At 54.7% G+C, this 21154-nt stretch carries 19 protein-coding genes and 1 pseudogene; 15 read left to right on the forward strand and 5 right to left on the reverse strand.

The annotated features are described in order from the left end of the window. Nucleotides 1–187: 187 nt before the first annotated feature. Both J2Z70_RS16185 and J2Z70_RS16190 read left to right on the forward strand, forming a co-directional pair. A complete protein-coding gene (locus tag J2Z70_RS16185; RefSeq protein ID WP_209874825.1) occupies nucleotides 188–2509 on the forward strand; it encodes an FMN-binding protein in 2322 nt (773 codons plus the stop codon). A 191-nt stretch (nucleotides 2510–2700) separates the two neighbouring features. Next, nucleotides 2701–3657, forward strand: coding sequence for a 3'-5' exoribonuclease YhaM family protein (locus J2Z70_RS16190; protein ID WP_076076858.1), 957 nt, complete (start codon nucleotides 2701–2703; stop codon nucleotides 3655–3657). A gap of 85 nt (nucleotides 3658–3742) precedes the next feature. Here the strand turns inward: J2Z70_RS16190 and J2Z70_RS16195 are convergent, their stop codons facing one another. Next, entirely contained in the window at nucleotides 3743–5113 is a 1371-nt protein-coding gene (locus J2Z70_RS16195; RefSeq protein ID WP_209874828.1) for a TerD family protein, read from the reverse strand. Nucleotides 5114–5257: 144 nt separating this feature from the next. Between J2Z70_RS16195 and J2Z70_RS33295 the strand changes: the two are divergent. Further along, nucleotides 5258–5731: pseudogene (locus tag J2Z70_RS33295) on the forward strand (TerD family protein); the annotation flags it as partial. A gap of 234 nt (nucleotides 5732–5965) precedes the next feature. Beyond that, nucleotides 5966–6631: a vWA domain-containing protein gene (locus J2Z70_RS33300; RefSeq protein WP_245368297.1), complete on the forward strand. Its 666-nt coding sequence runs from the start codon at nucleotides 5966–5968 to the stop codon at nucleotides 6629–6631. A 458-nt stretch (nucleotides 6632–7089) separates the two neighbouring features. Here J2Z70_RS33300 and J2Z70_RS16205 read toward each other — a convergent pair whose 3' ends face one another. Beyond that, nucleotides 7090–7287: a hypothetical protein gene (locus J2Z70_RS16205; RefSeq protein WP_209874834.1), complete on the reverse strand. Its 198-nt coding sequence runs from the start codon at nucleotides 7285–7287 to the stop codon at nucleotides 7090–7092. 32 nt (nucleotides 7288–7319) lie between these two features. Then, entirely contained in the window at nucleotides 7320–7874 is a 555-nt protein-coding gene (locus tag J2Z70_RS16210; RefSeq protein WP_209874837.1) for a GNAT family N-acetyltransferase, read from the reverse strand. Nucleotides 7875–8149: 275 nt separating this feature from the next. Here J2Z70_RS16210 and J2Z70_RS16215 point away from each other — a divergent pair, with 275 nt between their 5' ends. The 11 genes from J2Z70_RS16215 to J2Z70_RS16265 all read left to right on the forward strand — a co-directional run bounded on the left by J2Z70_RS16215 (nucleotide 8150) and on the right by J2Z70_RS16265 (nucleotide 19065). After that, on the forward strand, nucleotides 8150–9037 hold the full coding sequence (locus tag J2Z70_RS16215) for a LysR family transcriptional regulator (RefSeq protein WP_076076850.1): 888 nt from the start codon (nucleotides 8150–8152) through the stop codon (nucleotides 9035–9037). A gap of 122 nt (nucleotides 9038–9159) precedes the next feature. Beyond that, complete coding sequence (locus tag J2Z70_RS16220) at nucleotides 9160–10032, forward strand: transporter substrate-binding domain-containing protein (RefSeq protein ID WP_209874840.1); 873 nt, start codon at nucleotides 9160–9162, stop codon at nucleotides 10030–10032. Nucleotides 10033–10066: 34 nt separating this feature from the next. Continuing rightward, nucleotides 10067–10849 (forward strand): amino acid ABC transporter permease, encoded by a 783-nt coding sequence (locus tag J2Z70_RS16225; protein ID WP_209874842.1) that lies wholly within the window; start codon nucleotides 10067–10069, stop codon nucleotides 10847–10849. Beyond that, the gene (locus J2Z70_RS16230) at nucleotides 10849–11559 is read left to right on the forward strand and encodes an amino acid ABC transporter permease (protein WP_209874845.1); all 711 of its coding nucleotides are present in this window, start codon (nucleotides 10849–10851) and stop codon (nucleotides 11557–11559) included. Before J2Z70_RS16225 ends, J2Z70_RS16230 begins: the two co-directional genes overlap by 1 nt. Further along, nucleotides 11556–12308, forward strand: a complete 753-nt coding sequence (locus J2Z70_RS16235) for an amino acid ABC transporter ATP-binding protein (protein WP_209874848.1) — start codon at nucleotides 11556–11558, stop codon at nucleotides 12306–12308. The genes J2Z70_RS16230 and J2Z70_RS16235 overlap by 4 nt, the downstream gene beginning before the upstream one ends. 11 nt (nucleotides 12309–12319) lie before the next feature. Beyond that, nucleotides 12320–13342: an LLM class flavin-dependent oxidoreductase gene (locus J2Z70_RS16240; RefSeq protein WP_209874851.1), complete on the forward strand. Its 1023-nt coding sequence runs from the start codon at nucleotides 12320–12322 to the stop codon at nucleotides 13340–13342. Further along, nucleotides 13342–14550, forward strand: coding sequence for an amidohydrolase (locus J2Z70_RS16245; protein WP_209874854.1), 1209 nt, complete (start codon nucleotides 13342–13344; stop codon nucleotides 14548–14550). Before J2Z70_RS16240 ends, J2Z70_RS16245 begins: the two co-directional genes overlap by 1 nt. Continuing rightward, nucleotides 14507–15691: an N-methyl-L-tryptophan oxidase gene (solA, locus tag J2Z70_RS16250; protein WP_483428535.1), complete on the forward strand. Its 1185-nt coding sequence runs from the start codon at nucleotides 14507–14509 to the stop codon at nucleotides 15689–15691. Before J2Z70_RS16245 ends, solA begins: the two co-directional genes overlap by 44 nt. Nucleotides 15692–16068: 377 nt before the next feature. Then, the gene (locus tag J2Z70_RS16255; RefSeq protein ID WP_209874857.1) at nucleotides 16069–16593 is read left to right on the forward strand and encodes a DinB family protein; all 525 of its coding nucleotides are present in this window, start codon (nucleotides 16069–16071) and stop codon (nucleotides 16591–16593) included. A gap of 55 nt (nucleotides 16594–16648) precedes the next feature. Continuing rightward, entirely contained in the window at nucleotides 16649–17989 is a 1341-nt protein-coding gene (locus tag J2Z70_RS16260) for an LLM class flavin-dependent oxidoreductase (RefSeq protein WP_209874860.1), read from the forward strand. Nucleotides 17990–18072: 83 nt separating this feature from the next. Further along, on the forward strand, nucleotides 18073–19065 hold the full coding sequence (locus J2Z70_RS16265) for a patatin-like phospholipase family protein (RefSeq protein WP_209874862.1): 993 nt from the start codon (nucleotides 18073–18075) through the stop codon (nucleotides 19063–19065). A gap of 64 nt (nucleotides 19066–19129) precedes the next feature. Here J2Z70_RS16265 and J2Z70_RS16270 read toward each other — a convergent pair whose 3' ends face one another. Continuing rightward, complete coding sequence (locus J2Z70_RS16270) at nucleotides 19130–19672, reverse strand: hypothetical protein (RefSeq protein ID WP_209874865.1); 543 nt, start codon at nucleotides 19670–19672, stop codon at nucleotides 19130–19132. 232 nt (nucleotides 19673–19904) lie between these two features. Then, nucleotides 19905–20909 (reverse strand): LacI family DNA-binding transcriptional regulator, encoded by a 1005-nt coding sequence (locus J2Z70_RS16275; protein WP_209874868.1) that lies wholly within the window; start codon nucleotides 20907–20909, stop codon nucleotides 19905–19907. Between the last annotated feature and the right edge of the window lie 245 nt (nucleotides 20910–21154).

Consider the following 21154-nt stretch of genomic DNA (forward strand, 5'->3'; position numbering starts at 1 on the left):
CCTTTTGAAAGATTGTATATATAGATGAATCTTTTCTTACACGGGCTGGGCCGAGCAGGAATGAAGGAAGGAGTGGGTGACGTTCAGGAAGAGTTGGCTGCTCTTCGTAATCAGAAGGAAATGATACGGAACAAGACGGTTTGAAAACGCTACATACTACTGGGGAATAATAAAGGAGAATACGCATTTGAAAAAACTAATTTCTTTGACTGTAAGCGCAGCCTTGCTGCTCGCGCCATTAGCCTACACGATTAACGCACCGGCCTTGAACCTGAAGGTGGATGCGGTTTCAGCAGCCTCGGAAGAAGCGCCGGCAGCGACTGCTAAACCAGCTCCGAAGGCAACAGCCAAACCGGCAGCCACTCCGAAGGCGACAGCCAAACCGGCGCCAACTCCGAAGGCGACAGCCAAACCGGCGCCAACTCCGAAGGCGACAGCCAAACCGGCAGCCACTCCGAAGGCAACAGCCAAACCGGCAGCCACTCCTAAGGCGACAGCTGCACCGGCAGCAACGGCTAAAGCAACCGCTAAGCCGGCAGCAACCACTGCACCGGAAGCATCTGCCAAGGCTTCAGCGAAGCCAGCGGCAACTGCTAAGCCGGCAGCAACAGCAGCTCCAGTTACTGTACACGAGGATGTATATCAGAACGGAGTATATGTTGCTTATGGCGATGCGTATTCCAAAGGAACAGAGGGTGCAAAGGTAACGATTAAAGACGGCAAGATCGCCGATATCGAGCTGCTCAGAACCAGCCCGAAGATCATCGACCGCAATGCCCGTGAGAATTACAGCGGCGTGTGGGCAGCCTATGGCCTGATGAAAGACAGACTGATGGGTAAAACCAGAGACGGCGCGGCTGCGGTTGACGCTGTATCCGGTGCAACCCGTACCAGTAACGGCTGGAAGCTGTCTGTAGACAGAGCTTTTGAGCGATCCCTTGCGCACCAAGCGGCTGATGCCACTTATTTTAACGGAGTCCATATGGGCGTAGACCCTGAGGCCAAATATGCAGTGTTTGCTACCTATGAAGCAAACAAGCTGACTGCGGTGAAATTGTATCCGCTGAGCGCTACCGGAGATTTCGTGGATGAGAAGACATATACGGCTGAACAGACCGCAGCGATTGCAGCAATCACTCCTGCACTGCTTGCCAAAGGTACTAGTGCGCAGCCGGTAGCCGGCTTCGAGGCAGAGACCAAAACCGCAGTGAACGCCTTCTGGGATGCCGAACAGAATGCCAGCATCAACAACAAGGCTGCTTATGTTGACGGATTCTACTCTTCCTACGGTACAGCAAGAAGTGTGGGCGTGGAGAGAGCGGATGTTGTGATCCGTAACGGTAAGCTGGTAGATGTGAAGTTGTTCAGACTGGGCAGCAACCTGATCGACAGAGGGGCAACCGCTTATGCGGAAGTTGTGAAGGCGAATGCTCCGATGACCGCCAAACTGCTGGCTAACGGATTCTTTATCGCTAACTATAATGAGAAGGTAGATGGAATCTCCGGCGCTACGGAGAGCAGCCATGGCTGGAACCAGGCCGTAGAGCGCGCTTTTGAGAAAGCCATGAAGACTCCGGGTGAAGGTCAAACCTTCGATGGTAAATTTGCCGGTGTGGATAATCAGTCCAAGGTTATGCTGCTGGTTGATCTCGATGCGGATCAGGTAACGGGCATCAAGCTGAGCCTGTTCGGCGCAGACGGTAAGCTGATTGCAGATGACAAGCGGACCGAAGAACAGAAATCACTGGTCGACAAGCTGACCGCAGGACTGCTCTCAAGCGGCGTGCAGGCTCCAGATATCGCCGGACAGGAAGCCCTGTCGGCTGCAGCGAAGGCAGCACTGACGGATGCTTTGACCAATGCGTCCAAGGTACAAGGCACTTATAAAGACGGCACTTTCACCGCTTATGGTGATGCTTATGACAAAGGCACGAACAAAGCAGATGTTACACTGCGTAACGGCAAGATCGTAAATGTGGCCCTTTCCCGTGTAGGCATGAACATGGTGGATCTGGGTAAATCCGCTTATGCTGAGGTGCAAAAAGCTATTCCGGTGCTGACCGCCAGCTTCCTGGCCGCAGGCACAAGAGAAGGCGCTCAGGATGTGGATGCCGTATCCGGCGCTACCAGCAGCAGCAATGCGCTGAAGGCAGCCGTTGACAGAGCTTATGGTAAAGCGGAAATTACGGAAACGGATAAGGCCGCGTACTTCGACGGGATTTTCATCGGTGCCAGTGTGGATAAGACTGTAAATGTCATGGTTACTACTAAGTATAATGTGCCTGTAACTATGGCTGTGTACTACCTGGATGATAAAGGTAAGGTAAGATATAATCTGACGGATGATGAGCTGCTGGTGAAGTACGAGATCGAGAATACCTCAAACGGCAAAGGACTGCATAAGTACGGGTACCGTGCAGCAGCCTTCGGAGCGAATGATGCCCAGAAAGCCATCTCCGCCAAAGCGGTAGAAGCGATCAAAGCAGCGCTCGAATCTGCCGGAAAATAACAGAATCCATTCACTAAGGGTTGTCCTGGGTCATGCAAATGGCCGGGACAGCCCTTTTTGCAGGTGCGGACATAAATAGGAATGCCAATCGTATAGTAATTTAAAGGGATTTGGGAAGGGAGTGTCAAACCTCTAATATACACACTAATATACCCAGCAGGCCCAGGCCTGTAGTCATAGGAGGCTTCACAATGACATTAATCAAACAGTTAGCCCCGCAGGATGAATTCACCGGCTTCTATCTGCTTAGAGAACTGGTGCTGAAACAGACGAACGGAACTCCTCCCAAGGATTACTTCGATATTGTACTAGGTGATGCCAGCGGCCAGATTTCGGCGAAATACTGGGACGTCAGCGTGACAGATAAGGAGACTTTTTTCCCGATGGCGCTGGTGAAGGTCCGGGGGATGGCTCATACGTATCGCGAGAAGCTTCAGGTCAAAATCACCAAGCTAAGACTGGTCAATGAATCCGACGGCGTATCGCTGACCGACTTCATCCGCTCAGCCCCGGTGCGTCCTGTGGACCTGGTCCATACGATTAAGAACGAGATGGCGAGTATTGCCGATCCGGAGATTGCAGCGATTGTGAACTTCTGTGTAGGGAAGGTTGAGGAGAAGCTGATGCATTATCCGGCGGCCAAGACCCATCATCATGCCTATTTCGCCGGGCTTGCTTATCACATGGTCCGTATGCTGGAGATTGGGGATTTCCTGTGTAAGCAGCGTCCGTTCCTGAATCCTGATCTGATGAGAGCGGGCATTATCCTCCATGATATCGCCAAGCCGGAAGAGATGATCTCGCAGTACGGCATTGTGTCGGATTACAGTGTGCACGGAAAGCTGATTGGACATATCTCGATGGCTTCAAGCTGGATTACAGAAGCGGCCATCCGCACCGGCATTGATCTGGAATCCGAGAAGGTCATGGCGCTTCAGCATCTGGTCTTATCTCATCATAATTTGGGCGAGTGGGGAAGCCCGGTCCAGCCCCAGACGGCTGAAGCAGTTGCCCTGCATCATATCGATGCGATGGATGCGAAGCTGCAGATGGTGGAGGACGCTCTTGATACCACTCCGGAGACGGAGGAATGGACGCCGTTCATCAGAGGACTGGAGAATAAGGCCGTCTACCGGCTGAAGATATAACGATCGAGACACTGGTATCGCTGAAAATAAAGCAATCCCCCCATCCCGTAGTTGCGGTTTGGGGGGATTGCTTTATTTGGGATCTTCAGTCCGCCGCTGCGGCGGACTCCGCCTGTGCCTTCGTGACGCTGTCAGCTTCCAGGCCGTAGTGGCTGCACAGGGCCGGAAGGCCGCCCGGCAGCAACTCTCCGATAGCAGCGAATCTCCATTTATCCTTATAACGGTAGAACTCACCGATAACAACGGACATGCCTGGCATAACATTCCGGCTTAAGGGGAATACGGCCAGTCTGACTCCCGTCCGGGAATCAATCAGTGATACGGAAGCGTTCCAGATCGGGCCCGGATTCCGGTCACCGCTGAACTCCGCAACCGTGAAGGCCAGCGCAATCCGCGTGATGGCTGCAGGCAGGCTGGTCAGCTGAAGATACAGATGCCCCATGTGCGCAGCGGGCTTAGAGCAGAAGACGGAGCCGCTAGGGTCTTCCATATTCCCAGAGAAGATAAGCTCCCGCTCTTGCTCACAGCGTCCGCTCTCCCGGAGCAGGAAGGCAGCGGTCTCCGGCTGGCTGACTTCCAGGTGCGAAGCCGGAGCGTCCCACTCCACAGCGGCAAGGAGTCTGGAGGCGCTAAGCTTGTCGCCGATATCGACTCGCTGGCCGCGAACCAGCTCAGGGACCAGCAGAGCTGCAGGAGTAGGCTCCTTGACTGTAGCCGGGTGAGTCACAGAAGCTGTGACATCCTGAGCAGCTACAACGGGAGCCTCGCTATCCAGCAGGCCGGATGCTGCGGGCATCGGTGTTGTGTTGGCCTCCTTGCTGGTTGTCTTGGCAGCAGCCTTCTTCCCGGCGGCCGGCTTCTTCGCGGCCTTCTTGGGCGCTGCCTTGAACGGCGTATACCCGCCGTCATACATCGTCCCGGCCTTGTAGCCCTGGCTGCCGGCTAACAGCAGCGGATCGAACTGCTGCCACTGCTCCATCAATTTCAGGAGAATCAGTGCAGAAGCTCTGGCATCCTCCAGGGCATCATGGTGCTTCAGCCGGATGCCGAAATGCGCCGAGATGACATTCAGCTTATGGGAGGGGAGGTCCTGGAGCATTTTTTTGCCGAGCAGGTAGGTACATAAATATTGAAAGCCGGGATAGCCAAGAGAGTAGTCGTCCAGGCAGTAACGCAGCACACTCATATCGAAGGCGGCATTATGCGCGATCACAATCTCCCCCTGCAGCAGCGGTTCCACCGTGGGCCACAGCTCAGCGAAAGTAGGCTGGCCTCTAACCATAGAGGGTGTAATTCCATGAATGGCAATATTCATCCCGTCGAACGGTTGCTGCGGGTCAATCAGCCAGTTGTGCTCTGCTGTAACGATACCATCACGGACCTGAACAAGCCCCAGGGCACAGGCGCTGGAGCGGCCGGAATTGGCAGTCTCAAAATCTATCGCAGTGAAATTCATCAGGTAAAGCCCCTATCTATCATCTATTACCTTTCATATTAAAGGAGCAAAGCTGGAAATACAATCTGTTCAGGTTGTGCAAGGCTGCCTCAATGGGGTATACCTTATCTATGAACTTCTGGAATAGACTGCTATGAAGAGGAGATGAAAGACTTGCAGCTGTCAAAAGGTCAAAAGGTCGATATCACCAAAGGAAGAGAAGCTCAAGAGATATCCATCCAGCTCCGCTGGAACACGCAGCATAGCGGAGTGGGCGTCGATGCGGCAGCCTTTCTATTGTCAGATCAGAACCGGTGTGAACGGGATGAGGATTTTATATTTTACGGGAATCCGGTGTCGAGGGAGGGGGGAGTAGCTCATTCTGCGGAGGGGGAGAACGGGGCGGACCTGTCCATTTCGTTATCGAGAATACCTCAGCATTATGCCCGCATTGCGGTAACCTTGACGATCTATGAGGGAGAGCAGCGCAACCAGCGGATGAAGGATCTGTCCGGCTTACAGCTAACGCTGGCAGACCGCAGGACTGGGCAAGAGCTGTACCGCTTCGAGTATGGGGCGGATCTGTCAGAGGAGACAGCTGTCGTAGCCGGGGAGCTGTACCGCCATCAGGGAGAGTGGAAGTTCAGTGCAATTGGCAGCGGGTATAATGGAGGACTTGCAGCCTTGTGCCGAAGCTACGGGCTTGAGGTGGAACAGGAGTCCGGGAACGAAGCCGCAGCGGCGGCTGAGGTATTGGAGCGAGCACCTGAAGTGGTGGAGCAAACATCTGAGCTAATGGAGCAGACACCTGAGGTGGTGAATAAGACCCCGGAGGTAATCCGTCAGCCCGAGGCGGAGACTCCGGTGAATGTGTTGTCTTCGATTAATCTGCGCAAAAAGATCGTGGAGCTCACCCTGGTCAAAAAACAGCTCACCGGTGTAACCGCAAGAGTGGGTATCGTGCTGGACATCACCGGCTCCATGCGCAGCCTCTATGCCAGAGGGGTGGTGCAGGAGGTGGTAGAACGTATCCTTGCGGTTGCCAGCAAGTTCGATGATAACGGCTCCCTGGATGTGTGGGTCTATGATACGGAATTCAGCAGACTTCCGCCGGTGACCGAGCAGGAGCTTGGCAGCTATGTCTTCACTCATATTATGAACAACGATTCAATTCATAAGTTCGGGCGCAATAACGAACCGCCGGTAATGCAGGATGTCATCGGAAAATACACCAAGGAGGAGCCTGACACGACGCCAGTGTTCATTATCTTCATCAATGACGGTGGCGTAGTGAAGCCGACCCGCAAGGTGATTATGGCCGCATCCGCCCTTCCGATCTTCTGGCAGTTTGTCGGCATCGGCGACTCCGACTTCGAGGTGCTGAAGCAGCTCGACACGATGAGCGGCAGACTGGTGGATAACGCCAGCTTCATCCATCTGGACCGGATTGAAGACGTATCCGATGAGGAGCTGTATGACCAGCTGTTGAATGAATTCCCGCAGTGGCTGAGGGCCGCGAAGGCGAAGAGTATTCTGTAGCAGCATTCGCAGGGAAGCACAAAGTCTCGGCTCAGTAGCAGTATTCGCAGGGAACCGTACTGTCCCTGCTCTATAGTAGCATTCGCAGAAAAACGTGCTGTCTCCGCTCTATAGTAGCATTCGCAGGGAACTGTACTGTCCCTGCTCTATAGTAGCATTCGCAGGGAACCGTACTGTCTCCGCTCTTAAGCGGCCTTCACATTGAGCTGTGTCTGCCTCCTTACTGTGGACGGATTGCACAGTAATGCCAGGAATGTTGTACTAGTTGCAACTTGGGTTCCTAGATACCTGTGTGTTAGGGGGGATTGTTGCACGAAATGCAGGAATTGTGCCGCCAAACCGTCCGTAGGTGGAGAAATCCTGCTTTTTATGCAACAATGTTGGACTTTGGCCGGAATGAGGAGGGGAATGTTGTACTTTGGGCAGGATTGTGCAAAATTTCCCGGCCAGGCGGAGCTTTAGGGCGTCACGCCGGAACGGTCCCCACCGCCCCGTCGGAACAGCCCCCATCGCCCGCAGTAACGGACCTCACGGCCCGCGGAAGGTGCTGAACGCCCGCCGTAACGGACCTCATAGCCCCGCCGCCCAACCGCCCCGCAGTAACGGACCTCACGGCCCACGGAAGGTGTTGAACGCCCGCCGGGAACGGACCTCATGGCCCCGCCGAAACGGAGCCCAACCTCCCCGCTCAGGCTGTGGAGGTTTTTTTGCTCTGCAGACCGGGCGGGGCTTGCAGCTCCAGGCGGTAGCCTTTGACCAGAGTATCCCCGTTCTTCAGATCCGTCTCATAAGCCCGCTTGAAGCCCAGACTCTCATAGAGCCTGATCGCCGAGGCCATCATATCCGAAGTATGCAGATTCAGACTGGCTGCCCCCAGTGCAATGGACCTTCCTGCAGCTTCCCGAATCAGAAGTCTGGCCACCCCGCGTCCCCGGACTGCCGGAGATACAGCCAGCAGACGGATGATCGGCGTATGGATGCCCAGCTCCGGCCTGCCATAAGCAGCCTCTGAGGAGGTGAACAGCAGCACGCTCCCTACAATTTGTCCGTCCAGCTCCGCTACAATCCGGGAGACGGGTGCATCGCCATGAACCGAGCCGAGAATGGAATCCCGGTACTCCGCCCAGAACGGCCCGGGCAGCACGGCTGCATATTCGCTGTAAGCTTCAAGCAAGACCCTGGCAATGGCTTCACGATCGGAAGCTGCGGCTTCACGGATTACAATTTCTGCTGAGTGATTCATCTGGTGCCTCCTGTCCGGTAATGGTGTTTTGTTATTATAATCTATAAATCCGATGAGTATAAGAGGTATTTAATGATTTTGATTAATGGATAGAAAAGTTCTATCTGTAATTGTGATCAATGTAATGGTTATGGCCGTATGTTACACAATAAGTCTGTTGACAAAAAAAGGGCCGGTGACTAAGATATAAACAAATTCTATAGGAAAGTGCGGATCTAATTCATTGTTAAACGATTGGAATAGTAAAAATTATAAAATGCGGAGGGGGACTACGCTTGAACATCGAGAATATTGAAGCTTTTGTCTACATCAACCACTACGGCAGCTTCAACAAAGCGGCAGATGTGCTCTATATCTCGCAGCCGACAGTGACTGCCCGTATCCAGTCGCTGGAACGGGAGCTGGACTGCAAAGTATTCGACCGGCTGGGAAAGCAGATTAACCTGACGGATAAAGGCCGCCAGTTCCTCCCCTATGCGCAGCAAATTCTGCAGGTCTATCAGAACGGCAGGCATCAGATTCAATCCAAAGGCCAAATCCCCGGCGAGCTGAGAATCGGCAGCACAGTATCGGTCTCCAATTATCTGATGCCCCGTCTGCTGCTGCATTTGAAGCAGCGGTATCCCCACATCCGTATGAAGCTGACGACTGCTCCTACGGAAGTATTAATTGAGAAGCTGAAGGCGAAGGAGATCGATCTCGCTTTTATCCGCAAGGTAGTGAATCCGGCCATCCAGTCGTTCCCCTTCTGTGAAGACCCGATCTCGCTGTATGTGTATGCCGGTCATCCGCTGGCCCGCAAGGGCCGCGCTTCGATCCGGGAGATCTCTGAGCAGACCCTCGTATTCTTCGAATGCGGCTCGCTGGACTGGATGCGTCTGCACCGGGTATTCGAGAGCATGGAGCGTCCGCCGGGCATTGTCTATCAGGTGGATAACCTGGAGACCGCCAAGAAGCTGGTGCTGAAGCAAGCGGGAATCTGCTTCCTTCCAGCCCTGAGTGTGCAGGAGGAGGTAGAGGCGGGAACGCTGGTAAGGGTGGATATCACGGAGACCGAAGGCATCTCCCTGCGGACCCACCTGATCTCGCTGAACGGGGAGAACGCGGAGTTCCTGGACACCCTGCTGGAGCTGGGGACGGGGACGTTGAGCAAGCTGAATTGACTTCTTGAATAACCATATTAAGAAACTCTATTAGCGCATGGCAGCATGCAGTGATAAAGTTAATTGCATATAATCACCACTAAACAGATAGGGATTATCTAAATTGAAAAGGGGTTTGAGAGATGAACAAGACGATTTTGTTCGCATCCACACTTGTACTAACACTGCTGATCGCTGGCTGCGGCAATAATAACAGCGCTAATAGCGGCAAGGTAGCGGAGGCAGCATCTCCGAATAGTTCGGAGTCCACGGCTGCTGCCGCCGATCCGGCTAAGGTGACCAAGATCGTGGTCGGCACCGGGACAGCTTTTCCCAATGTCTGCTTCATCGATGAGAACGGGAAGCTTACCGGGTTCGATGTAGAGCTGCTGAAGGAGATTGACAAGCGCCTGCCGGAGTATGAGTTTGAATTCCAGACGATGGATTTCAGCAATCTGCTGCTTAGCCTTGAGACGAAGAAGATAGACCTGGTGGCCCATGTCATGGAGAAGAACCCGGAGCGGGAGCAAAAGTACGCTTTTAACAAGGAAGCTTATGCCCACTGGAGAAACCGTATCGTTGTAGCCAAAGGCAATACCTCGATCCAGACACTGGACGATCTGAAGGGGAAGAAGGTACTGACCGGTGCCACCAGCGCTCAAGCGCAAATTCTTGAGAACTATAACAAGGAGCACGGTGCGGATTCGATCAAAATTGTCTATCAGAACGGTGCCGCCAACGATACGGTCAACCAGATTGATTCGGGCCGGGTGGATGCTACCCTTGCTGCGGATTTCGTATTGCCGATCATTGACCCGCAGAGCAAGCTGCAGGCGGTGGGTCCCGAGCTGTCCTCTGCTGATATTCTGTATGTGCTGCGCAAGGATGATGCCCCTTCGCAGAAGCTGTCGGAGGCCATTGACGGAGTGGTCAAGGAACTGAAGACAGACGGCACACTTGGCAAAATAAGCACACAGTGGCTGGGGGCGGACGTTACCACCTCATCGGTTCAATAATGCACAGGCCCGTACAGCGGAAAGGAGGTGCAGGATGGGTGCACCGTTTGATCTAGGTTTTGTCTTCTCGTTCCTGCCCAAGCTGCTGACTACGCTGAGCACCACGCTGCTGATCGTAGCCTGCTCGCTGCTGGCAGGGATGGTTGTCGGATTTATCATTGCGCTTCCCCGCCTGTATAAGGTGCCGGTCCTGAAGACCTGCGCTGAGGTGTACATTTCTTTTTTTCGGGGGACGCCGATTCTGATTCAACTCTTCCTGTTCTATTACGGTCTGCCTGAGGTGCTTAAGCTGGTGAATCTGGATATGACGCGGACTCCGGTGCTGGTGTTCGTGATTCTGACCTACGGTCTGCATACCGGAGCCTTCATGTCGGAGATGATCCGCGCTTCAGTGACAGCAGTCGATAAAGGCCAGGTGGAAGCGGCTTATGCTACGGGGATGACCTCTTACCAGGCTTTTACCCGTATTGTGCTGCCGCAGGCGCTGGGAATTGCGATTCCTGTCTTTTCGAACCTGCTCATAGCGCTGCTGAAGGATACTTCGCTGGCGTTCACGCTGGGAGTGATGGAGATGACGGGCAAGGCCCAGACCCTGGGCAGTGCGACCCAGCATTTCATTGAGACTTATATTGCGCTTGCCCTTATCTATCTTGTGATCAGTTTTACGATTGAAAAGCTGCTGCTGGTTGCGGAGAAGCGTCTGCTCAGGCATGAAGCCCAGGACAGTCCGGCCAAGAAGCGGTTCACTCTTCAGCGAAAAGCGTCCTACCGCACAATTGTCGCGGATATGGGAGCGGGCAAGGGAGGCGGTGCGTAATGAAGCTGGATCCATCTTTTATCTGGACGGCGTTTCTGCAAATTCTGGGAGCCATTCCTACGACGCTGTATATCACTGTTGTGTCGGTGTTGGCAGGCTTCGTGATCGGTACGGTCGTGGCTCTGATCCGGATTTATAGAGTCCCCGGGCTGTATCCGCTGGCCGTAGGGTATGTCACGTTCATACGCGGCACCCCGATGCTGACTCATCTGCTGCTGATCTATTTCGGGCTGCCGATGATTATCGACGGCCTTGCTGCACAGTTTGGCTGGAGCTTCCGCTCTGTATCGATACCGATGATCGGCTTCGCCTATATTTCCTTCTCCATTACGGCGGGTGCCTATATGTCCGAGGTGGTGCGCTCCGGTCTGCTCGCGGTGGATCGAGGTCAGCTCGAAGCGGCCCATTCCATCGGAATGAGCACTCCGCAGGCGCTGCGGCGGATTGTGTTCCCCCAGGCGCTGGCGGCGAGCCTGCCCAATCTGTCGAATTCCGTGATCGGGATGCTGCACGGGTCTACGCTGGCTTTTACCGTATCGGTGGTGGATATCAATGCCCAGGCGCAGATTGTCGCTTCGACCAACTGGAAGTTCTTCGAGGCTTACCTGGCGGCGGCGCTGATCTTCTGGGGACTGACGTTCCTCATTGAGCGGGCAACTGCCGTCATTGAAAGACGGATCAATCTGTATAACCGGGGGGGAGTCGCATGATAAAGCTGACACAGCTATCGAAGTCGTTCGGGCGCCATCAGGTGCTGAACCAGATTGATCTGGAGGTGTCCAAGGGCGAGGTGGTGGTCATTCTCGGTCCCAGCGGCTCCGGCAAAACCACCCTGCTGCGCTGCGTGAATGTTCTGGAGAAGCCCAGCGGAGGCGAAATTTCCATCGGGGACTTCAAGCTGGACTTCCGGCACGCCCGCAAGAAGGATATCCACCAGCTCCGTCAAAAGACGGCGATGGTCTTCCAGCAGTACAATCTGTTCCGGCACAAAACCGCGCTAGAGAATGTGATGGAAGGCCTCCTAATCGTCAAGAAGCTGCCAAAGGAGGCGGCGAGAGAGAAGAGCATCGCGCTGCTGGAAAAGGTCGGGCTTGGCAGCAAGCTGGATGCCTATCCGAGCCAGCTCTCCGGCGGGCAGCAGCAGCGGGTCGGCATTGCCCGGGCGCTGGCGCTGGAGCCGGAAGTGATTTTGTTCGATGAACCGACCTCGGCACTGGACCCGGAGCTGGTGGGCGAAGTGCTTGCGGTGATCCGCAAGATCGCCAAGGAAGGCATCACGATGATTGTGGTGACGCATGAAATGGGGTTTGCCCGCGATGTGGCAAATCATGTGGTGTTCATGGACGGCGGTGTGATTGTCGAGGAGGGCACGCCCACGGAAGTATTCAACCACCCGCGTGAAGAACGAACGAAGCAGTTCCTGAAGCGGATTACGCCGGAGCTGAACTATTCCATCTAGGAGGCATATCTATGGCAATTACAATCAGCGTACTCGACCAAAGCCCGATCTATCCGGGGGAGACGCCGGAAGAGGCTTTCCAGCATACGATCAGGCTGGCGCAGCTGTCGGAACGCCTCGGCTTCCGCCGCTTCTGGGTATCCGAGCATCATGATTCTGAGCAGGTAGCCGGATCTTCTCCTGAAGTGCTCATCTCGCACCTGCTGGCTAGGACGGAGCGTATCCGCATCGGCTCTGGCGGAATTATGCTTCAGCACTACAGCCCCTACAAGGTGGCTGAGAATTTCAACGTGCTGGCTTCGCTGGCTCCGGGACGGGTGGACCTCGGCGTCGGACGCGCTCCCGGCGGCCTGCCGCGCAGCACGCAGGCCTTGCAGCAGGGAGGCGGCGAAGCCGCTTCATTAACGGACAAAATCACGGAGCTGGAGAAATATGTGCATAACCGGCTGGAGGCTGAGCATCCGCTGCACGGGCTGAAGGCAGGACCGCTCCCCGCAACCCCGCCGGAGCTGTATGTGCTTGGCGCCAGTGTCGCGAGCGCCGAGATCGCGGCCAGCCTAGGCTTGCCGTACGTGTTCTCCCTGTTCATCGGCGGCGATCAGGCCGTTGCCTTAGAGGCGGTGCGGGCTTACCGCAACGGCTTCAATCGAAGCGGCGGGCAGGAGCCGCAGGTGATTATTGCGCTGGCTGTTATCGTGGCTGATACGGAAGAGGAGGCCAAGGAATTGGCTGGAGCGCATAAGCTGATCCGCATCCGCTTCGCCAGCGGCAAGATCCTGACTCTGGCCAGCCGGGAGCAGGCCGAGGAGTTCACCCGCCAGAGTGAGGAAGCGTACACGCTGGAGGAGCGGGAGCCTGAGATTACCAAGGGGACGAAGGAGACGGTCCGTGAGCAGCTTCTGACTTTAGCTGAAGCTTCCGGCGTAGAGGAGTTCATCGTTACGACCAATGTGCAGCCCTTCGAGAAGCGGCAGCGTTCCTTCGAGCTGCTGAATGAGGCGCTGGCTGAAGTGCCGGCGGAGGCATCCCGCTAATGACAAATTCAGCCACGGAATCTGCGGCACAGGAAGTACAGGCGTTATCGTTCAAGGAGCGGCTGGTTGAAATCAGGCGTCATCTGCACCGGCACCCGGAGCTGTCAGGGGAAGAGGTTGAGACTACCGCATACATCACATCGCTGCTGAAGCAGGCGGGGGTGAAGATTACAGATTCCGGGCTGAAGACCGGGGTCATTGCCGAAATCGGCGGTCAGCAGGGCGGGCCGGTGATTGCGCTGCGGGCTGACATAGATGCCTTGCCGATCCAGGAAGAGACCGGGCTGCCGTATGCCTCGCTGTATCCGGGCAGAATGCATGCCTGCGGGCATGACTTCCATACGGCGGCGCTGCTTGGAGCTGTGTATCAGCTCAAGGAGCAGGAGAGCGCCTTGAGCGGAACGGTTCGCTTCCTGTTCCAGCCTGCCGAGGAGAAAGCGAAGGGGGCACAGCGGATTATCGCCGCCGGAGGGCTGGATCAGGTGCGCGCAGTGATCGGTATGCACAATAAGCCGGATCTGCCGGTAGGGACCCTTGGCATCAAGGCCGGTCCGCTGATGGCGGCCGCAGACGGCTTCGCGGTCAGTATCCGGGGCTTCGGCTCCCATGCAGCCGTGCCGGAGGCCGGGATTGATCCTATTGTCGCCGCCTCGCATATTGTAACGGCGCTGCAATCCATCATCAGCCGGAATGTGGGCAGTCTGGATAGCGCAGTAATCAGCGTCACGCAGATCCACAGCGGCAATTCGTGGAACATCATCCCGGACACGGCGGTGCTGGAAGGGACGATCCGTTCCTTCGATGAAGCGGTGCGCGGCAGGGTGCTGAAGCGCTTCGAAGAGGTGGTCACGGGTGTGGCCGCTGCGCTTGGTGCCGAAGCCAGTGTGCGCTGGATCGGCGGGCCGCCGCCGGTCATCAACGATGCGCTGCTGGCCCGGCTTGGAGAAGAGACGGCGGCGAAGCTGGGCTATACCTCTGTGCAGCCGGTGCCGTCACCGGCCGGGGAGGATTTCGCCTTCTATCAGCAGGCGGTTCCTGGATTGTTCGTCTTCACCGGCACCGCCGGAAGCCGGGAATGGCATCATCCCGCGTTCGATCTGGACGAAGCAGCGCTGCCTGTAGGTGCAGAATTCTTCAGTGATCTGGCGGTCCGTGTGCTTGAACATCTGGCGGTGGAGAGGGGTGCAGATCATAGCGGAGCGTTCTGATTATGATGTCATTATTGTCGGCGCAGGCTCCATGGGCATGAGCGCAGGCTATCATCTGGCCCGGCGCGGTGTGAAGACACTGCTGATCGATGCCTTCGATCCGCCGCATACGGAAGGAAGCCATCACGGGGAGACCCGGCTGATCCGGCATGCCTATAGCGGCGATCCGGCCTATATTGACCTGGCGCTCCGTGCCCAGGTGCTATGGGAAGAGGCGGAGGCAGAGAGTGGCCTCAAGCTGCTGGCTCCGTCAGGTGTGCTCAATCTGGCAGACAGCAAGGTGTATTCCTTCGCCGGACGTCTGGAAGAGGCGCGGAAGCGGAAGGTCCGGGCTGAGCAGCTGGATGCCGAGGAAATCTGCCGCCGCTGGCCAGCCCTGAACCTCCCCGAATCCTTCGAGGCCATGTATGAGCCGGATGCCGGTTATCTCTACAGTGAGCGGTGCATTACCGCTTACCGGCAGCTTGCACTGGATCACGGTGCGGAGCTGTTGACGAATACTCCTGTGCTGAAGGTGACGGCCCGCGAAGGAAGTGTCACAGTCCAAACGAAGCAGGGGGATTACCACGGAGCCGCTGCTATACTTAGCGCCGGGGCCTGGTTCAGTTCATTGTCGCCCTTCATCAACCTGCCGATTAAGGCCGTCCGCAAGGTAGTAGGCTGGTTTGGGAGTACGCCGGACTTCGAGACCGGGAGGTTCCCCGGCTTCACGCTGGGTGCTGAGGAAGGCGAGTTCTACGGTTTTCCCAGTATCAGCGGGGCGGGACTGAAGATCGGCCGCCATGATACAGGCGAAGTATGGAAGCCCGGCGAACCGCTGCAGCCGTTCGGCAGCCTGGAGAGTGATGAAGGCGACCTCCGCCGGGTTCTCGAAGCGTATATGCCTGGCGCAGCCGGGCGTCTGCTTAAGGGCTCCGTCTGTAAATATGAGCATACACCGGATGAGGATTTCATCATCGACCGCCATCCCGCTCACAACCATGTGCTGCTGGCCGGAGGCTTCTCGGGACATGGCTTCAAATTCTCCAGCGCGGTTGGAGAGATTCTCGCGGACATGGCTGTTCAGGGACATACCAGGCAGAATATAGCTCCATTCTCGTTGTCACGCTTCAATAGCAGCGCATCTGATTTGAAATCGTAGAGGGCGAGCGATGATACCTGGAGGACCGAGGAAGTGGAGCGATTCCCCTTCGGATGAGCCCTTTCCAGGCCGGAGTTGTTGTTCTTATGCGTTTCATGGGTTTTGGCTAGGCGTAACGTTCCTCCATTTGGGGATAGTTGTAGAATGTACACTTAAAAACAGCGAAAAGGCTTACGTGCATCGTATAAGTGTAGTCTGTACAACTAAATCTGCCCGAATGGGTGAATATCTGAAGCAAATGGATTTTTAATTGTACGAACTACAATTAAACAGATAATGGGTTGTAAATCAGACGTTTTAGATGTACAAAGTGCAATTAAGCATATCCCATCAGCGGGTAACAACGATAATTCAAACCTATATTGGAGGGAATCGCAATGAGTAGTGTGAGTGTGGAGCTAGCCAGCTACTTGAATACTCATGGTCAATTGGTCCAGGCGCTAGAAGGATTGTCTGAAGAGCAGCTGAGGTGGAAGGCGGAGCCGTCAAGCTGGAGCGTGACCGAGGTGCTAGCCCATTTGGCGGATCACAGCATTGTAGTCTCCTTCCGCATCCGTGATATTCTGGCGGATACGAAGGCTCAGCTCCCGGCGTTCCATCAGGACGCATGGGTCAGCGGACAGCATAGTAATCAGGGTAAGGCCGCGGACAGCCTGGAGCTGTTCCGAAGTCTGCTGCATTACAACAGTCTGCTGCTCGGAAGACTTAGTCCTGGAGAATGGGAGAAAAGCGGGATTAACTTCAAGGGAGAGACGGTGCGTATTACCGATATTGTCCGCGGCTTCACCGCCCATGTAGAGCGGCATTTGGCCCAGATTGAACGAGTGAAGCGGGGAGCGCAGGCAAGTCAAGCTGCACCAGCTGCATCAGCCGCTCAAGCTTCGCAGCAAGCGGCTCTGTAAGAATATTTTCATAAGGAACCAAGCGGACTGAATACCAATTCGAGGAGGAATGAACATGACTACACCAAGACAATTGAAGCTGGGGGCCCTGCTGCACGGCGTTGGAGGCAGTACCTCCATGTGGCGTCATCCCGATGCGCAGCCTGATGCCAGTGTGAACTTCGAGCTATACAAGGAATGGGTACGCAAAGCGGAGGAAGGCAAGCTGGACTTGATTTTCATTGCCGACGGTCTGTTCATCAATGAGAAGTCGATCCCTCATTTCCTGAACCGCTTCGAGCCGCTGACGATTCTCAGTGCTCTGGCGGCAGTCAGCAGCCGCATCGGTCTGGTAGGTACCTTATCTACCTCCTACAGTGAACCGTTCACGGTGGCCCGGCAATTCGGCTCACTGGATGTCATCAGCGGCGGACGGGCCGGCTGGAATGTGGTGACCTCGCCGCTCGAAGGCTCTGCGCTCAATTACAGCAAGCAGGAGCATCCGGACCATGGCAAACGGTACCGTATTGCCGCCGAATATCTGGAGGTGGCACGCGGGCTGTGGGATTCCTGGGAGGACGATGCGTTTGTCCGCAATAAGGACACGGGCGTCTTCTTTGATCCGCAGAAAATGCATACGCTCGATCACCAGGGTGAATTCTTCTCGGTGAAGGGACCTCTTAATATCGCCCGCTCGAAGCAGGGGCAGCCGGTTATTTTCCAGGCAGGTTCCTCTGAAGTCGGCAAAGATTATGCCTCCAGCGTGGCGGATGCCATCTTCACGGGTCATGACTCGCTGGAGTCCGCGCAGGAATTCTATAAGGATGTGAAAAGCCGTGTTGCCTCCTTCGGGCGCAATCCCGATGAAGTGCTGATCTTCCCGGGAATAGCACCTATTCTTGGGGCTACCCCGGAGGAAGCGGAGCGCAAATACCAGGAGGTTGCCGGGCTGGTGACGATTGAGAATGCGCTGAACTATCTGGGCCGCTTCTTCGAGCATCATGATTTCTCGCAGTATCCGCTGGATGAGCCATTCCCGGATGTCGGTGATCTGGGCCGAAACAGCTTCCAGAGCGGCACGGACAAAATCAAAAAGGATGCCAAAGAGCAGGGCCTGACTCTGCGGGAGGTTGCCCTGCAATCGGCAACGCCGCGCAGCAGCTTCATCGGTACGCCGGAGCAGGTGGCCGATCAGCTTCAGGCCTGGTTCGAGGGCGGAGCCGCCGACGGCTTCATGCTGGCGGCCGCCGTACCGAACGGGCTGGAGGAATTTGTGGATCAGGTCGTTCCAATTCTCCAGGAGCGCGGGCTGTTCCGTACCGAATACGAAAGTGATACGCTGCGGGGCAACCTTGGGCTTCCGGTACCGGAGAACCGTTATACAAAGGTTTCTGAACCAGCCGGGCAGCCGCTGTGAATCAGAACTTTCCCTCTCGCAAAGAATAAGGTGCAGCAACAATTGTACCCGGTCATAATTCGGATGGAGGGGGATGGATGGTTATGAAGGCAGACGCTGTATTTGAGGGCGGCGGTGTCAAAGGTATTGCTTTTGTCGGTGCGATTGAGGTAATGGAGCGTAAGGGGTACAGCTGGAACAAGCTGGCGGGGACTTCGGCGGGAGCGATTGTGGCGGCGCTGCTGGCGGCAGGCTACAATAGTGCAGAGATCAGGGAGTTGATGCATGCGCTCGATTATGTAAAGCTTTTGGGCAAGACAGGGTTGAACAATGTACCGCTGCTGAACAAAGCCCTTCCGCTGCTCCTGAATTCGGGGATCTACAGCAACCATGTTCTGGAGGGGGTGATGAGTGATTGGCTGAAGCGCAGGGGTATAGAGACATTCGGCGATCTGCCGGAAGGCAAGCTGTCCATTATAGCATCGAACATCAGTAACGGAAAAATGGTTATTTTCCCCAGGGATCTCCCGCATTACGGGCTGTCATCAACCACCTTCCCGATTGCTGCGGCTGTAAGAATGAGTACCACCTTGCCGCTCTTCTTCAAACCCTATCAGTGGCATACACCGCTTATTCCGAAGCCGTATTACATGCTGGATGGAGGAATGCTGAGCAACTATCCCATCTGGCTGTTTGATGTAGAGGGGGTTCCGCGGTGGCCAACCTTTGGCTTCCGCCTGTCGGAGAAACGCACGTATGCCCAGACCCTGGATATCAACGGTCCTGTCTCTTTATTAAAAGGGATGTTCAAAACGATGCTCCAAGCACACGATCAGCGTCATGTAGATGAGCATGCGGAAGAACGAACCGTCTTCATCCCAACCCGGGAGGTGACGACGACCAAATTTGATTTGACGGATGCGGATAAGCAGTTCTTACTGACCTCGGGCCACACAGCAGCAGAGAAGTTTCTGAGCACATGGGATTTTGAAGCCTATAAACATAAATTTCGGGACAAGAACGCCACCTCACCGGTTCCAGCCTATTACAGCGATGAACCGCAGTCCGCGCAGGAGGATTCAGTACTCTACCATTGATGGAAAAGGGAGCAAGCTCTTGGCACCTATTCGGCTTAGAGCGTGCTCCCGCTTATTAGTGAATTTATTTGAACTCGCCCGTAACCGGCATCGCAGGATCGTAAGGGATAATAATGGAGCCCTTAAGAATTCGTTCATCCCCAGGCCGTGTTGGACATGTTGTATTGAGCGGAGTAAGTTCATAGACGAAATTGCCTACCGGGAACTGCTGGTACAGGCATAGCTTGACTAAGGGTTTACCGGATGGTAATGCTCCTGAAGATGCGCTGTCAGGGGAAAGCCCCATGGAGTCAGAGGCCGGCGAATGACATACATACATCGTAATATAAGCCAAGTCCACGGTGATTTGTTGATAATAGTGCCTGCCGCTCCAATCCTGGAACAAGGCGCAGCCGGTTAAGGTGTTTCGTTTGCCTTGAATGACCCGCTGAACATAAACCCAGAGATTTCCTACATTGGTATTCGTCCAGATATACACCCAGGTGTTTGTACACAAGGTTTCAGGGGTTGGGGGAATCGGGATGAACGGCGGGCTGGGATTAGACTGCGGCGGCAGGCCAACAGTCTCTGAATTGCAGGTTTGCGGGGATAACATTTGATTTTCCAACAGAATCGCTCCTTGGCATTGAAATAAGTTATAGAATATATCTATGCGAATGCCCAGATAAAGTTACAAATAATGGTAAAAACATACCTCTGCTAGGTCGATGCAATTTAGGACATCCTTGAAGGGGATACAATTTAAAATAGCAATAGCACAGAAAAAGGTTGTTCCTTCTGCCATTATGGCGTTAGGAACAACCTTTTATTGTTCAGGAAGAACGGTTATGCGCCCCTGTTCACGTAATTGCCCGAACGGTTTGTCTTTCCACAATGGAGTGGGCACAGACTAGACTCTCCGCAGGCTCCCCCGTTTCAATCATGCCGATCAGCTTCTCGGAAGCGAGCCTTCCAATGTCATACAGCGGCTGGCGCACTGTAGTTAAGGGCGGATTGACCATCCGGGCTAACCGGAGATCATCGTATCCCATGATGGAGATATCTTCAGGGACATTCATTCCATGCTTCGTGGCGACCGAGAGGGCACCAATCGCCATTTCGTCGCTGGCCGCGAAGACAGCAGTAGCCTCAGGCGTTCTCCGTAACAGGGCTTCCATGGCTCTGCAGCCGCTTTCGTAGGAAAAGTCCCCATACACGAGGAAACGGCTATCAAAGGCGATGCCCTGTGCTTCCAGCGCTTTGCGGTATCCTTCGACCCGTGGAGTTCCGGCGATGGGATCGCCCTTGGTGCCGCTGATCATGCCGATGCTGCGGTGGCCTTTGGTAATCAGATAATCGACAGCGTCATAGGCCGCCTGGTAATCATCGACCTTCACATAAGGTACATTGGCATAATCCGTCTGGGAAGAGACCAGCACCACTGGAACGTTCATGCTCTCCAGCATGTCATAATACTCTTGCTTGAGCACTTCACTGGAAAAAATAATTCCGTCCACCTGCTTCTCGCGCAGAAGCTGCAGATATTTCAGCGTACGTTTGCCGTCCTGATCGGTATTACAGACTATTACACTGTAATTGCGGTCATGGACGAATTCGCTGATTCCGTGGAGCAGATCGGAGGAGAAGCTGCTCGACACATCAGGAAATAATACGCCGATGGTCTGGGTGCGCTTGTTAATCAGTCCGCGGGCGATAGCGTTCGGCTGATATTGAAGCTCCTTGATGGTCTGATTTACCTTTTGCTTCGTTTGATCTGAATATCCGCCTAAGTTATGCAGAACCCGAGAGACGGTGGCAATGGATACGTTCGCCTTTTGGGCAACATCTTTAATTGTGGGATTCATGGACTCTCCTGCCTGTCGTTTTGCAGTAAACGCTTACTGAAAATATAAGTCCTAGCTTTTTCGTTGTCAACAGAAATCAAACACTCCGTAAAATAAACATTGACAAGGAAAAATAAACGGGATACCTTTTAGGGTAAGCGTTTACGTTAACGTATGAAATCACACTTAAAGAGTCGAAGTTTACAGGTTTGAGTAAACGTTTACGTAAAGGTGGAAGCACTCACTAAGGTGACTCTTTCTTATGT

Origin of the sequence: Paenibacillus silagei (assembly GCF_017874735.1) — a bacterium.
Classification (GTDB): domain Bacteria; phylum Bacillota; class Bacilli; order Paenibacillales; family Paenibacillaceae; genus Paenibacillus_AQ; species Paenibacillus_AQ silagei.